General features: G+C 68.6%; 16 protein-coding genes, 1 tRNA gene and 2 pseudogenes. 8 read left to right on the top strand and 11 right to left on the bottom strand.

What is annotated here, in order from left to right:
• Positions 1-67: 67 nt before the first annotated feature.
• Positions 68-607, bottom strand: coding sequence for an alpha/beta hydrolase (locus tag AC1UKG_RS00465; protein WP_018743591.1), 540 nt, complete (start codon positions 605-607; stop codon positions 68-70).
• A 604-nt stretch (positions 608-1,211) separates the two neighbouring features.
• On the opposite strand from AC1UKG_RS00465, the gene AC1UKG_RS00460 reads away from it, so the two are divergent.
• A complete protein-coding gene (locus AC1UKG_RS00460; RefSeq protein ID WP_033669250.1) occupies positions 1,212-1,739 on the top strand; it encodes a hypothetical protein in 528 nt (175 codons plus the stop codon).
• Positions 1,740-2,074: 335 nt separating this feature from the next.
• On the opposite strand, the pseudogene AC1UKG_RS00455 reads toward AC1UKG_RS00460, so the two are convergent.
• Positions 2,075-2,223: pseudogene (locus tag AC1UKG_RS00455) on the bottom strand (GntR family transcriptional regulator); the annotation flags it as partial.
• Between AC1UKG_RS00455 and AC1UKG_RS00450 the strand changes: the two are divergent.
• Positions 2,221-2,461 (top strand): annotated as a pseudogene (locus tag AC1UKG_RS00450) (site-specific integrase); the annotation flags it as partial. The pseudogenes AC1UKG_RS00455 and AC1UKG_RS00450 sit on opposite strands and share 3 nt — an antisense overlap.
• A 90-nt stretch (positions 2,462-2,551) precedes the next feature.
• Here AC1UKG_RS00450 and AC1UKG_RS00445 read toward each other — a convergent pair.
• A tRNA-Gly gene (locus tag AC1UKG_RS00445) sits at positions 2,552-2,625 on the bottom strand.
• Positions 2,626-2,916: 291 nt separating this feature from the next.
• Here AC1UKG_RS00445 and AC1UKG_RS00440 point away from each other — a divergent pair.
• Positions 2,917-3,918 (top strand): zinc metalloprotease, encoded by a 1,002-nt coding sequence (locus tag AC1UKG_RS00440; protein WP_018743587.1) that lies wholly within the window; start codon positions 2,917-2,919, stop codon positions 3,916-3,918.
• Between the two features lie 110 nt (positions 3,919-4,028).
• On the opposite strand, the gene AC1UKG_RS00435 is transcribed toward AC1UKG_RS00440, so the two are convergent.
• Positions 4,029-4,565, bottom strand: coding sequence for a pyridoxamine 5'-phosphate oxidase family protein (locus AC1UKG_RS00435; RefSeq protein ID WP_018743586.1), 537 nt, complete (start codon positions 4,563-4,565; stop codon positions 4,029-4,031).
• Between the two features lie 77 nt (positions 4,566-4,642).
• Between AC1UKG_RS00435 and dcd the strand changes: the two genes are divergently transcribed.
• The gene (gene dcd / locus AC1UKG_RS00430; RefSeq protein ID WP_018217843.1) at positions 4,643-5,221 is read left to right on the top strand and encodes a dCTP deaminase; all 579 of its coding nucleotides are present in this window, start codon (positions 4,643-4,645) and stop codon (positions 5,219-5,221) included.
• Between the two features lie 139 nt (positions 5,222-5,360).
• Here the strand turns inward: dcd and AC1UKG_RS00425 are convergent, their stop codons facing one another.
• The 3 genes from AC1UKG_RS00425 to AC1UKG_RS00415 all read right to left on the bottom strand — a co-directional run bounded on the left by AC1UKG_RS00425 (position 5,361) and on the right by AC1UKG_RS00415 (position 9,516).
• Positions 5,361-6,368, bottom strand: coding sequence for an NlpC/P60 family protein (locus AC1UKG_RS00425; RefSeq protein WP_050564249.1), 1,008 nt, complete (start codon positions 6,366-6,368; stop codon positions 5,361-5,363).
• Positions 6,369-6,746: 378 nt separating this feature from the next.
• Positions 6,747-8,942: a (Fe-S)-binding protein gene (locus tag AC1UKG_RS00420; protein WP_026325257.1), complete on the bottom strand. Its 2,196-nt coding sequence runs from the start codon at positions 8,940-8,942 to the stop codon at positions 6,747-6,749.
• A gap of 310 nt (positions 8,943-9,252) precedes the next feature.
• Positions 9,253-9,516 (bottom strand): cell division protein CrgA, encoded by a 264-nt coding sequence (locus AC1UKG_RS00415; protein WP_018738360.1) that lies wholly within the window; start codon positions 9,514-9,516, stop codon positions 9,253-9,255.
• Between the two features lie 186 nt (positions 9,517-9,702).
• On the opposite strand from AC1UKG_RS00415, the gene AC1UKG_RS00410 reads away from it, so the two are divergent.
• The 4 genes from AC1UKG_RS00410 to AC1UKG_RS00395 are packed head-to-tail and all read left to right on the top strand — an operon-like array spanning position 9,703 to position 13,011.
• Positions 9,703-10,506, top strand: coding sequence for a DUF881 domain-containing protein (locus AC1UKG_RS00410; protein ID WP_018743582.1), 804 nt, complete (start codon positions 9,703-9,705; stop codon positions 10,504-10,506).
• Complete coding sequence (locus AC1UKG_RS00405) at positions 10,503-12,062, top strand: class E sortase (protein ID WP_482642806.1); 1,560 nt, start codon at positions 10,503-10,505, stop codon at positions 12,060-12,062. Before AC1UKG_RS00410 ends, AC1UKG_RS00405 begins: the two co-directional genes overlap by 4 nt.
• Before the next feature lie 4 nt (positions 12,063-12,066).
• Positions 12,067-12,357: a hypothetical protein gene (locus AC1UKG_RS00400; protein WP_018743580.1), complete on the top strand. Its 291-nt coding sequence runs from the start codon at positions 12,067-12,069 to the stop codon at positions 12,355-12,357.
• 3 nt (positions 12,358-12,360) lie between these two features.
• Positions 12,361-13,011: an aminodeoxychorismate/anthranilate synthase component II gene (locus AC1UKG_RS00395; RefSeq protein ID WP_482642807.1), complete on the top strand. Its 651-nt coding sequence runs from the start codon at positions 12,361-12,363 to the stop codon at positions 13,009-13,011.
• Positions 13,012-13,114: 103 nt separating this feature from the next.
• Here AC1UKG_RS00395 and pknB read toward each other — a convergent pair whose 3' ends face one another.
• The 4 genes from pknB to AC1UKG_RS00375 are packed head-to-tail and all read right to left on the bottom strand — an operon-like array spanning position 13,115 to position 19,377.
• Positions 13,115-14,938, bottom strand: coding sequence for a Stk1 family PASTA domain-containing Ser/Thr kinase (gene pknB, locus AC1UKG_RS00390; protein WP_482642808.1), 1,824 nt, complete (start codon positions 14,936-14,938; stop codon positions 13,115-13,117).
• Complete coding sequence (locus AC1UKG_RS00385) at positions 14,935-16,383, bottom strand: serine/threonine-protein kinase (RefSeq protein ID WP_482642809.1); 1,449 nt, start codon at positions 16,381-16,383, stop codon at positions 14,935-14,937. The genes pknB and AC1UKG_RS00385 overlap by 4 nt, the downstream gene beginning before the upstream one ends.
• Position 16,384: 1 nt before the next feature.
• Positions 16,385-17,890, bottom strand: a complete 1,506-nt coding sequence (locus tag AC1UKG_RS00380) for a penicillin-binding transpeptidase domain-containing protein (RefSeq protein ID WP_018813914.1) — start codon at positions 17,888-17,890, stop codon at positions 16,385-16,387.
• Positions 17,887-19,377: an FtsW/RodA/SpoVE family cell cycle protein gene (locus AC1UKG_RS00375; protein ID WP_018813915.1), complete on the bottom strand. Its 1,491-nt coding sequence runs from the start codon at positions 19,375-19,377 to the stop codon at positions 17,887-17,889. Before AC1UKG_RS00375 ends, AC1UKG_RS00380 begins: the two co-directional genes overlap by 4 nt.
• Positions 19,378-19,402: the final 25 nt, after the last annotated feature.

The following is a 19,402-nucleotide window of genomic DNA, read 5'->3' as shown; positions in this document are numbered from 1 at the left end:
CTCAGCCTTCACCACCGGTTGTGGGCCGCCCTGGTAGCGAGTGCGCCGGATCATCGGCCTGGTGCGGTCAGACCAATTGAGACAAGAACCTTTCCATTTCCATGCCAACAGCGGCCAGTGCATCGGTGTAGGCACTTAATGGTCCATGCGGCCGCAGGGCATGGTTGGCGCCTTCGATGGTCAGCACCTTCTTGCCTGTCCGTCCTGCAGCTTCAGGAACCCAGGTTCGATCGTGTGTCCCCCCGACGAGCAGGGCCGGCGCTGGGTTAAGGGTGATCGCCTCGGCCACTGCGTTGTCGTTCAGGAGCGGCGTCAGCCAGATAGCCGGTAGTTGCCGCTCCGCCGCCAGCCCGGCGGCGTATGTCCCGAGCGACTTAGCGATGATGACGGGCTGCATGTCTGGTGCCGCATTGGTTAGCCGGTGCAGTGCCGCAGAGACGTGCGCCCTGACGAAAGGCTCGGGGCCGATGTCCAGCAGTCCCTTTGGGACGGTCCACGTAATGATCTCTGTTGCGGCGTCGAGGTCGGTGAGCGCTTCGCCGGCGAGGTTGAGCAACGGGGCTTGGGGGCCGTAACCGCTCCCCGGGACGATGACTCCAGCGATCATCCGGAGACTGTAGCGGCTTGGTCCGCCAGCAGGCATACCGCATCGTACGCACGGCGATAGCCCATCTGTCGCCCTGGCCGGACCCCTGGCCGCGCGGAGACATCCGACCTGGCGTAAATCGCACGCATCCAGCTACTCGCTTCGTGAACCGGGTGTGGTTTACCACCCTGGATCGAGATCGATGCGTTGATCTTGAATCGGGGGTCGGTGTGGATGAACTCTGGCTGATCATGACGTAGCCCTTGGTTGATCCTTTTCCTGTCGCGGGATGAAGATCACGACCAGCGGGCAGCGGGCTGATCAGTTGCATGATGGCGGGTCAAGCGGGCTACCGAGGGCGGCGGACCCACCGCCGAGGCACCTTAATGGCACGACCCCCTGCTTCAGCCACCTAGGACGACGGAAGCCCTGGCGGGACATGTGTCCTGACCGGGGCTTCCGTGCGTGGAGCGGGTGACGGGAATCGCACCCGCACTGTCAGCTTGGGACTTGCATTACATGGCTTCGAGCTGTGGCGTGCTGGATCAGTAGGCCGATCCTCGATGTCGTTAAGCCGACTTCTCGCCGTGATCACCTGGTGACCGCCGATGCTCACGCTGAAGGGATGCGACGGACGGGGATGCTGGGACTGATCTGCACGTTGGTGCTGGCCGGGCTGACCGGATGCAGCTTGGCCACTGAGGGCGCGGTCGGAGTGCGGCTGGACACCGACGGCCGGCTGGTCGGGGTAGTCGACTGGTGCCGGGGCAAGGCCGGGACCGACACGATCACTCTCTACCTCGGCAGGGACGACGGTGGGGTCACCGACAAGGTGATCCAGCTCGAGCGGGATCCCGGCCGCAGCGCCCGCACCGCAGAGGAAGTCGTGCTGCTCGACCCGGCGGCTGGGTGGCAGACGAAGCTGGCGCCGCCCACGTTAGACGACGGCCAGATTTACGACCTGCGCGCGTGGAACAAGAACGACGGCGCAGTGAAGGACTTCCCGTTCCGGATCAGCGAGCTGCGCGGCCGGACCGGCTCCGCCGTGATCCTCACCAAGCGGTGGGAGGGCGGGGAGCACGGCGGCTACGTCGCCGCGTTCCACACGCCCGAAGAATTCGCCCGCTACGCCGACACGGTGTGCGACAGCTGAAGATGCCACACCTGACCCGGTCGGCATCGCCTGGCGCTTGTAGGCCATCCGCTTCCCGATGAAAGGCGGGCGCCAGTCTGCCCCCATCCCCCGGATAGGCGCCAAAGACTGCGTCGCCCGGTCGGGGTCAAGGGTGGCCGTAGGCTATCGGCGTGCCGACGCGCAGCGCCCTTGACGCCGGGCGGGTGGCGTAGAGGATCGGGCATCCGGGGGATGGGTCACGTCCTGGTCCCGTCGTCATCAAACTGCGGGCGGTGCCCGCGAGAGTCCGGGGGCAAGCAGCTCCGCTGCGCGGCAGCCGATCGCCCCAACCTCGACGAGAAGCAACCCCGACTGGGCGCCGTCATGTCAGAGATCAGCACCCGCACCGCGATCATTTCCGGCGCGAGCCTTCCAACCCGCACCTTGTCGAGCGCCTCGGCGAGCGCGTCCCGCAGCGTCTCGCCGGAGAACCGGCAACATCGATGGTGACGTGCGGCCTCTGCGGCACACCGGCAACACCCTCGCATCGCGGGCACCAGGCGCGAGCCTGCGCGACATCATGGCGCGGATGGGTCACGACAGCCCGCGCCGCGCTGATCTACCAGCACGCCAACCAGGAGGCCGACCAGGGCATTGCCGACGCGATCGACCGGGCCGTCAAGGCGGCCCGGCGCAAGCCGAGCAAGCGCAAGATCAAGCGGGTCGCCGAGGGCGACGGACCGGCCACCGAGGCGAGCTAATGGCCCGCTAATGGCCCACCCTTGTTTCAGCATGACCTAGGACGACGGAAGCCCTGGCGGGACATGTGTCCTGACCAGGGTTTCCGTGCGTGGAGCGGGTGACGGGAATCGAACCCGCACTGTCAGCTTGGGAAGCTGATGTTCTGCCATTGAACTACACCCGCAGGTGGCAACACCCTACCTGAAGCACCGCGCGGCGCACATCCCGGCACCCGCCGACCCGAGCGGCCTGCGAGCGACAGCACCGGAGCGGGCTGAACCCGCAGCCGCAAACGTCGGCGCTGGCGGTGCGGCCATCCGGACGAGTCCGGCCAGGGGAGGGAGCGAACCGCCGGTCAGGCCCTTCGGAGCCGGCTCGGCATTTTCAAAGCTGTCGATGTCTTGTAACGTCTGCCCCACGTTTCCTGCCATGGCACGCACACTCCCCCCGCTGTGCTGCCAAAAGGAGGTGGCCCATGGGCCTCCGTCTCAACCTACTGTCCCGTCGAAGCGCCGGCATCGCGTCAACGTCGTTCGCGCTGCTCCTCGGCGCCGTCACGGCCGGCTACGTCCCGGCGCACGCGGCACCGCTGGCGAACCACGCCGCGGAACATGCCGCGAGTGAGGAATGCGAGCCGGTCCACGCCGACGCCAGGGCCAAGGCTCGGCCGGACGGCATCACCGACCACGACCCGAACCACCTGACCGAAGCCGAGGTCGCGGCGCGGGAGAGCGAGCTCGCCGAACTGGCGGAGAAGCAGGTGCGGCGCGAGGGCGCCGCTGCCTTCGCGCCCGTGGCTCCGGCATCGATCGCCATCCCGGTGGTGGTGCACGTCATCCAGGAGAACAGCACCCGGGCCGGCGGCAACATCCCGGACTCCATGATCCATGCCCAGATCGACGTGCTGAACGAGTCATTCGCCGGAGCGACCGGTGGCGCACCGACGGCCTTCGGCTTCACGCTCCAGTCGATCAACCGGGTTACGAACCCGAGCTGGTACCCGATCAACTACGGCTCATCGACGGAACGGTCGATGAAGAGGTCCCTGCGCACCGGTGGCGCGGAAACCCTCAACCTCTACCTCGGTGATCTTTCGAGCGGCCTGCTCGGCTGGGCAACCTTCCCGAGGCGCTCGATCAACCAGCTGGACGGCGTCGTCGTGCTGAACGAGTCGCTGCCGGGTGGCACCGCCACCAACTACAACCTCGGCGACACCGGCACCCACGAGGTTGGCCACTGGCTGAACCTTTACCACACCTTCCAGGGCGGCTGTAGCGGCTCCGGGGACGGGGTCAGCGACACCCCGGCCGAAGCCTCCCCGGCCTACCAGTGCCCCACCGGACGGGACACCTGCTCCTCAGCGGGCGTGGACCCGATCCACAACTTCATGGACTACACATACGACTCCTGCATGTACGAATTCACTCCGGGCCAGGCCAGCCGCATGCTGACCGCCTGGAATGCGTATCGGGCATAGCCCCTCGACCGGTACGGGCCTGCTACCGGCTCCGAACGTGTGGAGCCGGTAGCGGCGCTTGCAGGGCCGAGGCGGCGGCCGGCCACTGGGCTGCCCTGGTCGACGAACGCTCAGGCCGCCGCGCTGCCCTGGTCAACGGTGGGGGTCGGCGAGCCGGCACGTCGAGGCTGGCCGGGGCGACCCGACGCGGCCTGGCCACCCGGCTCCAGCCAAACCTGAACAGCCGGTCGCGCCACGCCAGCGATGTCGTGCTGGGCGATCATCGCGACATCAATGCTGAACTCGAAGAGCCGCCAGTCGATGTCGTGAATCGCGCAGTGCCGGCGGGCCAAGCGGGTCACCCGGACCGGATCCGTCACCAGCCGGGCACGACCCGCGACGTAGGCCTCGTCGTCGCTCTCCTCGGCGGGGAAGGAGTGCAGCGCGTAACGCCCGTCGCGTTCCAGGTCGCGCCGCTTGGGCGAGTCAATCACGAAACAGAAGAGGCCCTCGTCGGTGAGCACCGGGGAGACCGGATGCACGCGAGGACCGCCGTCGGCGCGGACCGTGGCCAGGTAGCCCAGGCCCGGCCCGTACTGCTGGAGAAGCCGACGAACCCCGTCAGCGAGGCGGGGTACGTCGGCGGCGAACTCGGACCAGGAAGCCATACCCGCACCCTATCGAACGTGCGTTCGAATGCCCAGGCGAAATGGGCGCGTGTCGTCCCACTCGCTATGGTGGTCCGATGCTTCTCTCCGATCGTGACCTGGCCGCCGAGATCAAGGCCGGCACGCTGGCGCTGGAGCCGTTCGATCCCGCGCTGGTCCAGCCGTCCAGCATCGACGTACGGCTGGACAAGCTCTTCCGGGTGTTCAACAACCACCTGTACACACACATCGACCCGTCCCAGCAACAGGACGACCTGACCTCGCCGGTCGAGGTACCCGATGGCGAGCCGTTCGTGCTGCACCCCGGTGAGTTCGTGCTCGCCTCCACCCTCGAGGTCATCTCGCTCGGTGATCAGCTCGCCGGCCGGCTGGAGGGCAAGAGCTCACTCGGCCGGCTCGGGCTGCTCACCCACTCGACCGCCGGCTTCATCGACCCGGGCTTCTCCGGCCACGTGACGCTGGAACTCTCCAACGTGGCGAACCTGCCGATCATGCTCTGGCCCGGCATGAAGATCGGTCAGCTCTGCATCTTCCGCCTCTGCTCACCCGCCGAGCACCCGTACGGATCGGCCGTCTACGGGTCCCGCTACCAGGGGCAGCGGGGCCCGACACCCAGCCGCTCCTGGCAGAGTTGGCGGACCTGGCCGACGCGCTGACGCTGGACGACCAGCGACTACTCCCGGGCGAACCGGCGGCTACACGGATGAGGCGGCGGCACCGCCGGGAACCAACAGACGCACGCGACGAGGGCCCCGGACGAGCAAGTCGTCCGGGGCCCTCGATCCAGTCGCTGGCTCAGCCGGGTCGGCGGAAGCCGGCGATCGACGGCATGGTGTTGATGCTGGACACCATGACCGGCTTGCCGGTCCGGGGCGCATGCACCATCTGGTCGTTACCGAGGTACAGGCCGACATGGTGCAGGTTACTGGGGCTGGAGAAGAAGACAAGGTCGCCGGGGCGCGCTTCGGATCGCGAAATCGCCTGGCCCTCGTTCCACTGGGCGCCGGTGTAGTGCGTCAGGTAGACACCGGCCGCCTTGTACGCGTACTGCGTCAGCCCGGAGCAGTCGAACGAGTCGGGGCCGGCGGCAGCCCACACGTACGGGTCGCCCACCTGAGCGCAGGCGGTCCGGATGGCCGTCCGGGCAGCCTCGCTGACCACACCGTTGATGGTGGGGCACTGCGGAGTCGACACCGTAGTCACCGGGAGTGAGTCCTTGAGCCGTTTGATCTCGGCGTCGATCTGTTTCTTTCTCGCCGCCAGCTCGCTCTCCTGCTTGTCCTGCACGGCAATCAGTTCGTCGAGTTCCTGTTTCTGGCCCTCGTACTCTTTGCGGATTGTCAGCACTTCTTCGAGTTGCTTGTGCTCCATAAGGGCAACCCGGTTCAGTAGTGCCAACTCTTCGCTGATCTCATTCGGATCATCGCTGACCAGCAGCGCCCCAAGCTCCCGCGACGGTCCATTGATGTAGTACTGCGAGGCCAGACCACCAATCCGCGTCAATGCGGCCTCGCTCTTCTGCTGGAGCGGAACGAGCTTCTCCGCCAACTCCTCCGACTTCTCGCGGTTGACCTTCAGCTGCGCCCGAACCTTGTTGTACTCCGCGATCGTGGGCTCCATCTCGCGCCACTGCTCGTCGATCGCGGCCTCAATCTCCTCCACGGTCGGCTCGGCCTGCGCGGGGATCGCCAGCGCACCGAGACCCACCGCGACCGCGGCGACCGCAGCGAGCAGACCGTGAGCGGCCCGACGTGCTCCTCCCGGACGGCGCGGCCATGCCGAGTCCTGACGACGAGGGGGCATATTTGCCACCGGCACCGTCTCCCTGCGCAACCCGGACTCCCTGCGCAAACCGGACTCCTTGTACAACCCGGACTCCTTTTGCCACCCGGACCACGGGGCGCCCCGAAACAAGGGGGGGGGATACGAGGCAGACGATCCACCGCAGCCAACCACAACAATAGGGAGGGCCCCGGTGTGGAATCAAGGCAGACGAACCGCTTTCACTTCTGCGTAGTCACCCGCCCACAAATAGTACTGACCCGACTCAAAATTGCGGATCTCCAGCACATTGATACCCACAACAATTACCTTCAGTAATCGAGATTCACTCAGGGCTGGCGGTGAAGCGACCGGCGGCGGCACCTGATGGTGCCGCCGCCGTCCCTGCCCAGGGCAGAATCAGCCCGCGACCTGCTCACTCTCCTGGTCAACAGACGGCTGTTCCGGGCGTACCGACCGGAGCAGAACGCTCGCCACGTCAACCACCTCGACCTGCTCGCCAGCGCCCTTACCGTTCACGCCGTCGTTGAGCATCGTCGAACAGAACGGGCAGCCGACCGCGACCGTCGCCGCGCCGGTCGACATGGCCTCCTCGACCCGATCCACGTTGATCCGCTTACCGATCCTCTCCTCCATCCACATGCGGGCACCGCCGGCACCACAGCAGAAGGAGCGCTCACTGTTCCGCGGCATCTCGGTAAGCTCGCCCTGAACCGCCGTGCCGAGCACCGCACGCGGCGGAGCGAAGACCCGGTTGTGCCGGCCCAGGTAGCAGGGGTCGTGGTACGTGACGCCGCCATCGATCGGCTGGACCGGCGTAAGCGCGCCGGTGGCCACCAGGTGGGCCAGCAGCTGGGTGTGGTGCACGACCTCGAACTCGCCACCGAGCTGCCCATACTCGTTGCCCAGGGTGTTGAAGCAGTGCGGACAGGTAGCGACGATCTTGCGGCGGCTCTTCTCCCGGCCGTCAAACGCCTCGTTCAGGGTCTCGACGTTCTGCTGGGCGAGCATCTGGAAGACAAACTCGTTGCCGATCCGGCGAGCCGGATCACCGGAGCAGGTCTCCCCCTCACCCAGGATGGCGAAGGAGACGCCGGCCTCGTGCAGGAGCGTGGCGACCGCCCGGGTGGTCTTCTTGGCCCGGTCCTCGAAGGCGCCGGCGCAGCCAACCCAGAACAGATACTCGAAGTCGTCGACCTCGCCGACCCGCGGCACCTCGAAGTCGAGACCCTTGGTCCAGTCCTCTCGGGTGTTCTGCGGGGCACCCCACGGGTTGCCCTTGTTCTCCAGGTTGCGCAGCATCACCCCGGCCTCCGAGGGGAAGCTGGACTCGATGAGCATCTGGTAACGGCGCATATCGACGATGTGGTCGACATGCTCAATGTCGACCGGGCACTGCTCGACGCAGGCCCCGCAGGTGGTGCAGGACCAGAGCACGTCCGGGTCGATGACACCGGACTCCTCGGCACCGCCGATCAGCGGCTTCTCGGCCTCGGCGAGCGCCAGTGCGTCAACGTGGGCGAGCTGCCCGTCGGCGGCCTTCTCCGCACCGGTCAGATCCTTGCCGCCGCCGGCTAGCAGGTACGGGGCCTTCGCGTAGGCGTGATCGCGGAGGCTGAGCACCAACAGCTTCGGCGACAACGGCTTACCGGTGTTCCACGCCGGGCACTGAGACTGGCAGCGGCCACACTCGGTGCAGGTACTGAAGTCCAGCAGCCCCTTCCAGGTGAACTGCTCGACCTGGGCGACACCGAACTGATCCTTATCCGGATCCGCCTCCTCGAAGTCGAGGAGCTCGCCGTTGCTGGTCATCGGTCGCAGCGCACCGAGCCCAGAGCCCGGCTGACCCGGCTTGCGCTTGAAGAAGATGTTGGGAAAGGCCAGGAAGCGGTGCCAGGCGACCCCCATGGTCACATTCAGCGAAATCACGATAAGCCAGGACATCGAGATCGCGATCTTGATGACAGCGGCGACGCTGACCCCGGCCTCCCACTCCGGTAGCAGCCCGCCGACGGCGTGGCTCAGCGGCGTCGCCCAGACCGGGTGCGCGAAGTGATCAGTAGCGACCCGGAAGCCCCGGATGAGAAAACCCATCACCAGGACGCCGAGAATGACGGCCTCAACGAAGTAGCCCTGCCACATGGTTGAGCCCGTGAACCGGGACTTTCCACCGGTCCGGGTCGGCCGGTTGCGCACCCGGATCGCGATCAACACCAGGATGCTGGCGATACCGAAGATGCCGAGCCACTCGGTGACGAAACCGTAGACCGCCCAGTTCCCGACCAGCGGGAGCCCGCCGGTGGGGGAGACGACCTCGAAGTACGCCTCGAGCACCAGCAGCGACAGCACGATGAACCCGACCATCACGAACCAGTGCGCGGCACCCACCAGGCTCCAGCGGAGCATTCGGGTGTGACCGGCGGTCTCCGCCAGCATCGTCCTCGTCCGCGTGGCCCAGTCGGTGAAGCGGGCCGGATCCGGCTGGCCCAGCCGGATCACCGCCACCATCCTCATGACTGCCCGCACGGCGAGCCACACCGCCACAGCGGTGATGGCGGCCGCGACGATCGTGGTGACGATCTGGACGCTGCCCATCGAGTCGGCCCTCCCGGTCTACTACTGCCTCGAGCGGCTCGGCGATCGACACCCGGTCAGGACGCGGCGCGCAGAACTCTTGCCACGTTCTCGACCCGGACCGATCGTTGACCTTGCCTCGCCCGGTCGTGCAGTGCAGCCTACGCGCAAGGGGTTACCCAGCGGTAACGTGACGCATCTCGCATTCCGAACGACGCCGTCCTGCGCACACCATAAGGTGCCGCGCCCGGCAGCGCCGGTTGGGGCCCGAGTCGACCGAGCTGGCTAGGCGGGCGCGCCGGCCGGAGCCGGCGCGCGGGTCAACGCGTGGTCAACGCCAGCGCGAGAGCAGGATCAGGGAGCCGACCATTGCGCCGAAGCCCACCGCGAGGTTCCAGTAACCCCACGACATGACCGGATACGCCTGCTCGGAAAGGTAGTAGACCACCAGCCAGCCGATGCCGACGACGATGAGCGCGACCGCCGTGGCCGGCAACCAGACCGGGCTAGGCTTACGCGTCGCCGCCGTCGCCGTCGGACGCACGTCCGTCGGCGGGGTGTACACCTTCTTCTTACGGACCTGAGACTTGGGCACGACGCTCTCCAGAGGGGGTGACGACCTCGTCCGGCCTGACAACCGGGCGCGAGGGCGACGGTCCATGGCCAATAATGTTCGACAGCTAGCGTAGTCCGGAAGACCCGTTCAGGCCACGAAAGGGTCTTCTCCAACACCCGGAGAGGTCATTGGAGCGGGCTGGCAGGCGACGAGGGAGGGAGCCCCGTGGAGTACACATCCGGCGCGGCCTCCTGGCGGAAGGTGCGCCGGCGCGTCGTCGCCGCCCTCGTCCGACGCCCGCGGCAGCGCCGACTCGGCTGGCCGGTCGGCGTGCCGTTGATCGCCGCGGCGGCCGGGCTACTCTTCACCACCACCGCCACCACCGCTGGGGGAACCACCCTGCGCGAGGACCGGCGCCCCCAGCTCAACCAGCTCATCCAGGACCGCCACACCGAGGTGGCGGCCAGCGAGCAGCGGGCGGCGGAGCTCCGCGCGACGGTCGAGGACCGCACCAGCGCCCTGGCCGGTTCCGACGGTGCGATCCAGCAGCAGCAGGAGCGAGCCGCAACCAGCCAGGAGCCGGCCGGCTTCACCGCCCTCACCGGCGTCGGGGTGACCGTGGAGCTCAACGACGCGCCGCGGCGCAGCGACGGCAGCCTGCCCACGGGCGTCACCAACGACGACCTGGTGGTGCACCAGGGTGACGTACAGGCCGTGGTGAACGCCCTCTGGGCCGGCGGCGCGGAGGCGATGTCAATCATGGATGTCCGTGTACTCGCTACCAGCGCGGTACGCTGCGTCGGTAACACCCTGCTGCTCCATGGCCGGGTGTATTCCCCTCCATTCAAGATCGTAGCGATCGGCGACCCCGCTACCCTCCAGCGGGCCCTCGCCGAGTCCGAGGGAGTCCGGTTGTTCAGGGACTTGGCGAAAACCTACAAGCTGGGTTATAAGGAGACTGTCTCCACCGTGACGGTGCCAGCGTTCGATGGCTCGGCCGCACTCCGTTGGGCGACGGTGCCCGAATGACCAGGGCATCGGAGAACTGGCAGCCCGACCAGGACGACGACCAGACGGCGTTCCTGCCGCGACTGGACCGCCCCCGGCAGCAGCCCCGGCACGAATCGGAGCAGCCGTCATCGCCCCCGCCGGGACCCCTGACCCGGTCGGGCCAGCCGAGCCGGTCGGAACCGCTGAGCCAGTCGGGCCAACCGGACCTGCCGAGCCAGCCGGGCCAGCTGGGCCCGCCCCGGAAGCCACCGGGATCGACCGATACGTCGCCGCGCCCGCTGAGCCAGTCGCCGCGGCACGTGGCCCGCCCCGCCTCCACACCTCCAACCGGCTCGAACTTCGACGCTGCGTACCCGTCACCATCACCGCTGACGGTGCCAGCGGCTGATCGCCCCCTCGACCAGCCGCCCGCAGGCCACCGGGAACCTCGGCCCGACTCCCCACCCCACTCATCGGGCCCAGCCACCCCTCCCCCGCCACCAAGCCCGGTCAACCCAAGCCGGTCAGCATGGGACCGCACCCCGTCAACGACTGACGCCCCCACCGCGCTCATCCCGACGACACCGCTGCGAACCCCGGCCCCGAAACCCGGCGCCGCCCCGAGTGCCGGCGCCGGTCCCGATGCCGCCCCGGGCACCGGTCCTGCCGCCGATCCCGCGGCCACCGCGCTCATTGCGCGCGTAGCCAGCCATACCCCGCCGCCGCTCGACTCCACCGCACTGATGGGCGCTGTGCCCCAGCCACCCCGCGACGCGAACGCCCCGGCCGAACCCGGCACCGGGGAGCCGGCCCAGCCGCGCCGGGGCGAGCGGGTGGTCAAGCTTCGCCCGGAGCAGTCCGCCGGTGGTTACCGGAGCGTCTACTCGGAGTTGACCCGACCGACGTTCCGGTCCCGCCTCCGCATCGGCGTCCGCGCCGCCGGAGAGGTACTCATCACCTTCGGCATGGTGGTACTCCTCTTCGCCGGATACGAGATCTGGGGGAAGTCGATAATCGTCAACGCCCACCAGAACGACCTCAGTCAGCAGCTCGCCGAGGCGTGGGGGCCCACCGGGGACCCGACTGTGACGCCCTCCGCTACTTCCTCATCCGCCCCCGCCTCTGCCCCCACGCCGGAGGTGCAGGGCACTCCGATCGCCGGCCTGTACATCCCGCGGCTCGACAAGAACTGGATTGTGGTCGAGGGGGTGACCCAGAAGGATCTCCGGTACGCCCCGGGCCACTATCCGACCAGCGCCCTCCCCGGCCAGCTCGGCAACTTCTCCATCGCTGGGCACCGGAACCGGGCCACCTTCTGGCGGCTTGACGAGCTGGACGACGGCGACGTAGTCGTGGCCGAAGATCGGGACAACTGGCACATCTACCGCGTCACCCGCAACCACATCGTCAAACCGAGCGAGGTGGCGGTGGTGGCGCCGGTTCCCGGCGAACCGGGAGCCAAGCCGACCGACGCGATGCTCACCCTGACCACCTGCCATCCGAAGTTCGACAACTACGAACGCCTGATCATCCACGCGAAGCTGGACCGAACCCAGGCCAAGTCGGCGGGTCGACCAACGGAACTGGGGGGTTGAGGAGATGTACGCCTGGATCTGGCGGAAGTTGCCGTTCGGGCTTCCCGGCAAGCTGGCCGGCAGCGTCCTGTTAGCGACGGCTGCGGTCGCTCTGCTCTGGTATGTGGTCTTCCCCTGGGCTGAGCCGCTGCTCCCCTTCGACGATGTACAGGTCACCCAGGAAACGGGGGACCCCGGGGAACCCGATGTTCCCGGCTACCCGCCGGCCGGCGACGGGCCGGCACCGACCGAGGACGGGCACGACCTGCCGTACGACACCGACGAGAACAACCCGCCCCCCTCCCCGGGAGAGTGACCCGTGCGCATCCTGGTCATCGACAACTACGACTCGTTCGTCTTCAACCTGGTGCAGTACCTGGGTCAGCTCGGCGCCGACTGCGAGGTGCGCCGCAACGACGAGATCAGCGTCGCGGAGGTCGGGCAGGCGAACGCGGATGGCGTCCTGCTCTCCCCCGGCCCGGGTAGCCCGGACCGCGCCGGCATCTGCCTGGATGTCATCCGGGAGTACGCCGGGGTGCTTCCCCTCTTCGGTGTCTGCCTTGGCCACCAGGCGCTCGGGGAGGCGTTCGGTGCCACCGTCGCCCAGGCCCCGGAGTTGCTGCACGGCAAGACCTCCGAGGTTCAGCACCAGGGCGTGGGGGTACTGGCCGGCCTACCAAAGGTGTTCACCGCGACCCGCTACCACTCGCTCACGCTCGTACCGGGGACGTTGCCGGACGAGTTGGAGGTCACCGGTTGGACCAGCTCCGGCGTGGTGATGGCGATGCGCCACCGGACGTTGCCGATCGAGGGGGTGCAGTTTCACCCCGAGTCAGTCCTGACCGAGGGCGGGCACCTCATGCTGGCGAACTGGCTGGCGTCCTGCGGCTTTCCCGAGGCGCTGGAGCGTGCCCCCGCGTTGGCTGCCGAGGTCGACGCGCGCCGGCGTACCGCATTCAGCACCACCTGACCGCCAATCGACTGCGCCTGACGACGGCGTGCGGCGTCCCGTGTCTGCCTGACAACGCCACCCGCCCCCCACGCCGTAGCTCCGACGCGGGGTGACCGGCCCGTCAGCGGGTCGGCAAGCGGGCCGGAGGTGTGGTCGAGAGGGGCAGGCCACCGCCGCCCCCACCGCCATCACCATCGCCTGGCGTCTCGGTCGGCGTCGGCGTCGGCGTCTCGGTCGGCTCCGGCGTCGGGGGCTCCGTCGGCTCCTCGAGCACGGTCACCGTGATGGTCACCGTCTTGCCCTTCTCAAGCTTGGTGTTCGGGCGCGGTTCCTGGTTCGTCACCCGGCCCTCATCGCCCGGTGGCACCGGCTGGCCGTCTTTGACCTTGACCTCGTAGCCGGCGTCCTCGAGATCATCCTTGGCATCCTCGACGTAGCGTTGCACCACGTTCGGTACGGTGCCGAGGTTGCCCTTGGAGACGGTCAGTGTGACCACCTCCCCCTCCGCCGCCTGGCTACCCTGATCCGGCGTCACCCGCAGGACGGTGCCCTCCGGCTCCGCACTGTTGACATCATCGCGCTCCACCTCGAAGCCGAGGTTCTCCAGCTGCTGCTTCGCGTTGTCGAAGCTGGCGTTGACCAGGGTGTTCGGGATCGTCACCGTCGCCGGCCCAGCGCAGATAAAGACCGTGACGGTGGTGTTCGGCGCCAGCCGTTGGCCCTGGCTTGGCTCCTGCTTGGTCACCCTGTCCTTGGTGCAGTCGTTGTCGCGGACCGCCTCGCCGGTGTCCGGCACCAGGTCTTCCCGCTGGATCGCTGCGAACGCTTCAGCCTGCGTCAGCCCGGTCACCTGCGGGACCGTGACCCGCTCGGGCTCCCGAGGCCGCAACTCGTTGACGGCCAACGCGACCACCGCGAGTACGCCGAGCGCGACGAAGGTAGCGATCAGCCACGTTGACGCCCGGCGCCGCCGTGGGTCGCCGACGCGGGCCGGAATCTGTTGGGTACGCGGACCGGGCGCGGCGGCCGGGTAACCAGCGCCGGCCGGGGCGAGTTGGGTGGTCTCCTCCTCCCGCAGGACCGGGGTCGCCATGACCGGCCGTCCGGCGGCGGCACGCAGCAGGTCCGCCCGCATCTCGCCGGCGCTCTGGTAGCGGTTGAGGGGGTTCTTCGACAGCGCCTTGAGGATGATCGCGTCAACGGCTGGGGGGACCTCCGGGTTGAGGTCGCTGGGCGTCGGTGGCGCCTCCCGGACATGCTGGTACGCGACGCTTACCGGGCTGTCCCCGACGAACGGCGGGTGCCCGCAGAGCAGTTCGAAGAGCACACAGCCGGCGGCGTAGACGTCCGAACGGGCGTCCACCGACTCGCCGCGGGCCTGCTCGGGCGAGAGGTACTGTGCGGTGCCGATCACGGCGCTGGTCTGCGTCATCGTGGTCGCACCACTGGCCAACGCCCGGGCGATTCCGAAGTCCATCACCTTGACCTGGCCGGTCTGGGTGAGCATGACGTTGCCGGGCTTGATGTCCCGGTGGATGATGCTGTGCCGGTGGCTGAACTCCAGCGCCGCGCACATGTCGGCGCAGATCTCCAGCGCCCGGCGCGGCTGGAAACGCCCCTCGCCGACCAGCACCTCCTTCAGGGTCCGCCCGCTGACGAACTCCATGACGATGAATGGCAGGGTCTCACCGGTCGGCGCCTGCTCCTCACCGGTGTCGTAGACGGCGACGATGGCCGGATGGTTGAGGGAGGCCGCGTTCTGCGCCTCCCGTCGGAACCGCATCTGGAAGGTGGCGTCCCGGGCCAGATCGGCCCGGAGCATCTTGATCGCAACATCCCGACCGAGTCGCAGGTCACGACCGCGATGCACCTCGGCCATGCCGCCGTAGCCGATAAGCTCGCCGACCTGGTAGCGGCCACCGAGCAGGCGGGCCTGCGCTGTCATCGCGTCTGTCGTCCTTCGCTCGTCGTCGTCTCGTCGCCGCCCGTCGAGGGCAGTTGCAGTTGACGGTACGACGTTCGGTCTGAATCATCGCGTCCGTCGAGCCGGAGTTCGCCGGAGGTTCCCGGCGACTGCCCCGGCCAGCGGGAGGGCCCGGCAGTCACCTCGCCCCAAACGTAGGAAACCATGCCAAAGCATGTCAGGACCAGAGCGGCCAGGAGGAGAGCGAGGAGCATTCTCCCAAACCTGGACCGGCGGGGCGGCGGGCCTGGCACCGGGGGGTGCCCGGGACGCGCTGACCCCAGCGGCACAGCGGCGACCGCGGACCGACCGACCTGCGGCTGCGGGGCGGGCGGAGGGAAAGGCTGCGGTGCCACCGCTGAGCGGGAGACCTGCGGTGGACGGGCAACGACCGGCGGCGGCACTTTGGCCCGACCCGGCGCCGGCGCGGCGGGCGCGGCCGACACCACGCTGGCTCGGCCCGGCGCCGCAGGCGCCGCCGAAACCGGACTGATCCGACCCGGCGCCGCCGAAACCGGACTGACCCGACCCGGCACCGCCGAAACCGGACCGGCCCGACCCGGCGCCGGTGAGATCGGACTGGCCTGTCCCGCCGCCCGGGCTGCCTGAGAGAGCTGGGCCTTCAGTTGTCGGCTCACCCCGGCCAGCGCCGCCGCGCTCGGCCAACGGTCCGCCGGGTCCTTCGCCATGGCCCGCTCGACCACCGCCCGCACCTGCGGTGGGATGTCGGCAGGCAGCGCCCGAGGCGTCTCCCGGACGTGCTGCAGGGCGATCTCGAGTGGGTTGTCGCCCGCAAACGGCCGCCGGCCGGAGAGGCACTGGTAGGCGACCACACCAAGGGCGTAAACGTCGGAGGCGGGGGTGGCAACCGCACCGGTGGCCTGCTCCGGTGAGATGTAGGAGGCGGTGCCGAGCACCGAGCCCGCGGCCGTGAGCTGGGCCACCAGGTCAGATCGGGCGATACCGAAATCAGTGAGCACCAGGGTGCCGTTCGGCCGGACGAGGAGGTTGCCGGGCTTCACGTCTCGGTGCACGATGCCCTCCAGGTGAGCGGCGTGCAACGCATCGGCGGCCTGGGCCACCAGGGCCATCGTCCGGGCGGAGGTGAGCCGGCCGACCCGGTTCAGGGTGGCCAGGAGCGCCTCGCCCTCCACGTGCTCCATCACCAGGAAAGCGATCTGCTGGTCGCTGCCGAAATCGTAGATGTCGACGACACCAGGATGGTTGATGGTCGCCATCGTGCGCGCCTCGCCCCGGAACCGCTCGGCGAAGTCAGGATCGTCGAGCAGGGCCGGCAGGAGACTCTTCACCGCGACTGTCCGGCCGAGTACCTCGTCGGTGCCACGCCAGACGTCGCCCATGCCGCCGCTGGCGATCCGCTCGTCGAGACGGTAACGGTTGCCGAGCTTCACCCCGGAACTGAGCATGTCAGCGGCTCCCCGGCGAGGCGATCGCCGCCCGCATGATCTGCCCGGCGATCCGAGCGGCCTCGGCGCTGCCGCCGTCGCCGGCCTCCTCCAGCAGAACACAGACCGCGGAGACCGGGTTGCCGTCCTCGTCGAGCGCGAAGCCGATGAACCAGCCGTGATCGGGAGTATCCGGACCGGACTGCGCCGTGCCGGTCTTGCCGCCGACGGTGTAGTCACTGATCCGGGCATTGCGGCCAGTACCGTTCTGGACGACACTCTCCATCATCTCCCGCAGGTCCGCGGCGACCTGGTCACTGACCGGCTGGCGCAACTTGTCGGGCTCGGCGGTGTAGTAGTTGGTGGTGCGATCAGCACCAAGAATCTGACTGACCAGGTACGGCCGCATCTGGTTGCCGTCGTTGGCGACCGTGGCGGCGATCAGAGCGCCCTGGAGCGGAGTCATCCGGACATCACGCTGGCCGATGGAGGACTGGGCGAGGGCAGCCGGGTCGACGCTGCCGTCGGCATTCTCCATGCCGCCGGTCCGACTGGCGGCGACCGGCTCGCCATCCTCACCGAGCCGGCCGACGCTCAGGTCGTCCTGCTCGAAGCCGAACTGCCGGGCCTTCTCCTTGAGCGTGTCCGCGCCGAGGCGCACGCCGAGCTGGGCGAAGCCGGTGTTACACGACTCGGTCACCGCGTTCATCAGGGTGACCTCCGCCTCCGGGCAGATGGAGGCGGCCGCGTTCTCGATCGGCTGGCCCGAGGTCGGCGGGGTCCAGCTGGGCCCGGCGGGGATCTTCGTGTCCTGGGTGACACCGTTCTCGAGCGCGGCGGCGGCCGTCACGATCTTGAAGGTGGAGCCCGGGGGGAGCACCTCGCCGAGCGCCCGGTTCTTCAGCGGACCGTCCGGGTCCTGTTGCAACTCGTTGTAGGCCGTCGTGGCCACGTCCGGGTCGTGGCTGGCCAGTGGGTTCGGGTCGAAGCTCGGCATCGAGACCAGCGCCTGCACCGCCCCGGTACGCGGGTCGAGCGCGATGGCCGCACCCTTGGTGACCCCGCTACGGTTCTCCCGCAGCTGCTCGTACGCGACGTCCTGCGCCTGCTCCGAGAGGGTCAGCAGGACGTTCGCGCCGGCGGTCTCATCGCCGGTGACCAGGTCCCGAAGCCGGTCGCCGATGAGCTGGTCGCTGGTGCCGGCCAGGAATGCGTTCTCCGCCTCCTCCATGCCGGTGTCGGCCAGGTTGACCGGCTTGTAGCCGATCGCGTGGGCGTACTTCACCCCACCGGGGTAGGTGCGCAGGTACTCCAGCTCCCCGTCGGTCTGCTTACTCACCGCGAACGCCGTACCGCCAGCCTCGATGTTGCCGCGCTTACGCTCGTATTCGGCGACCTGGACCCGGCCGTTGTAGTCGCTGTTGCGGTAGTCGTCGGCCTTGTAGGCCTGAATCCAGTTCAGGTTCGCGAAGAGTAGCCCGAACAGGACCATCACGACGAGACCCACCCGACGCAGTGGTGCGTTCACGGTCTGATCACCTCCGTGGGGGCACCGTGTAGCTGCTCTGGCGGTCCGCCCGTCGGTCGAGTCGACGGAGGGCCCCCGCCGGTCACCGGCCGGCGGGCGGCGTCCGAGATCCGGAGCAGGATCGCGATGAGCAACCAGTTCGCCATCAGCGACGAACCGCCGGCGGAGAGGAACGGCGTGGTCTGGCCGGTGAGCGGAATCAGCCCGCTGATCCCGCCGACGATCACGAAGACCTGGAGCCCGAGGGTGAACGCCAGGCCACCGGCGAGCAGCTTGCCGAACGAGTCGTGGACCGCCAGCGCGGCGCGCAGCCCCCGCTCGACGATGAGCAGGTAGACCACCAGCAGGGCGGAGAGACCGAAGAGACCGATCTCCTCGCCGAGGCCGGCGAAGATGAAGTCGTTCTGCACCTCGGGCAGCTTGAGCGGCTGGCCGGCGCCGGGCCCGGCGCCGAACATTCCTCCGCTACCAAGGGCGAGTAGCCCCTGCACCAGCTGGTAGCCGTCGTTGTACGGGTCGGCGAACGGGTCCAGCCAGATATTGGCCCGCAGGTAGAAGTTGGCGAACGGGCCACCGATCACGTCGCCCAACACATACGCCAGGTAGGCGCCACCGAAGAAGAGCACCAAGCCGATGAGGAGCCAGCTCACCCGTTCGGTGGCGATGTAGAGCGTCGCCACGAACATGCCGAAGTAGAGCAGGGAGGTACCCAGGTCCTTCTCGAAGACCAGGACCAGGAGGCTGATCAGCCAGACCACCACGACCGGCCCGAGGTCCCGGCCCCGGGGGAAGTCGACACCGAGAAACCGGCGACTGGCCAGGGAGAGGACCTCCCGCTTGCGGACCAGGTAGTACGCGAAGAAGGCCAGCAGCGCGAGCTTGGCGAACTCGCCGGGCTGGATGGAGAGACCGCCGACCCGGATCCAGAGTTTCGCGCCGTTGATCTCGGAAATGCTCGGCGGTAGCACCGCCGGGATCATCACCAGCACGATGCCGGCGAGACCCAGCGTGTACGCGTACCGGGAGATCGAACGGTGATCACGGACCACGGCGAGCAACCCGGCGGCGAGAGCGACCGAGATCAGCGTCCAGGCGAGTTGGCGCCCGCCGGTGCCGGCGAAGGTCGCCAGGTCGGCACGCTCGGCTGGGGTGGCGCGGGCGAGGTCCAGCCGGTGCAGGAAGCCGACACCGAGGCCGTTGAGGAGGGCGACGGCCGGCAACAGGGCCGGGTCGGCGAAGGGAGCCAGGAACCGGATCGCCACGTGCAGGCCGAGGAAGACCGCGCTCAGCGCGGCCGCCGGCACCCAGAAGCTCGGCGTGACCGTGTCGAGCACGCTGGCTTCGACCATCGCCCCGTACGCGGCGACCAGCACCATGGCGAGCAGCAGCAGCGACAGCTCGGCGTTACGCCGGGACCGGGCCAGCCGCACGCCGCTCTGCCCACCCGTGCTGGCGGGCGGGGACGTCGACGTGGCCGCTGCGGTCACTGAATGTCCTGACAGCTCAAGCCGG

This window comes from Salinispora sp. CH2A1_6, from assembly GCF_056820975.1.
This window is presented reverse-complemented; position numbering and strand designations above follow the sequence as displayed.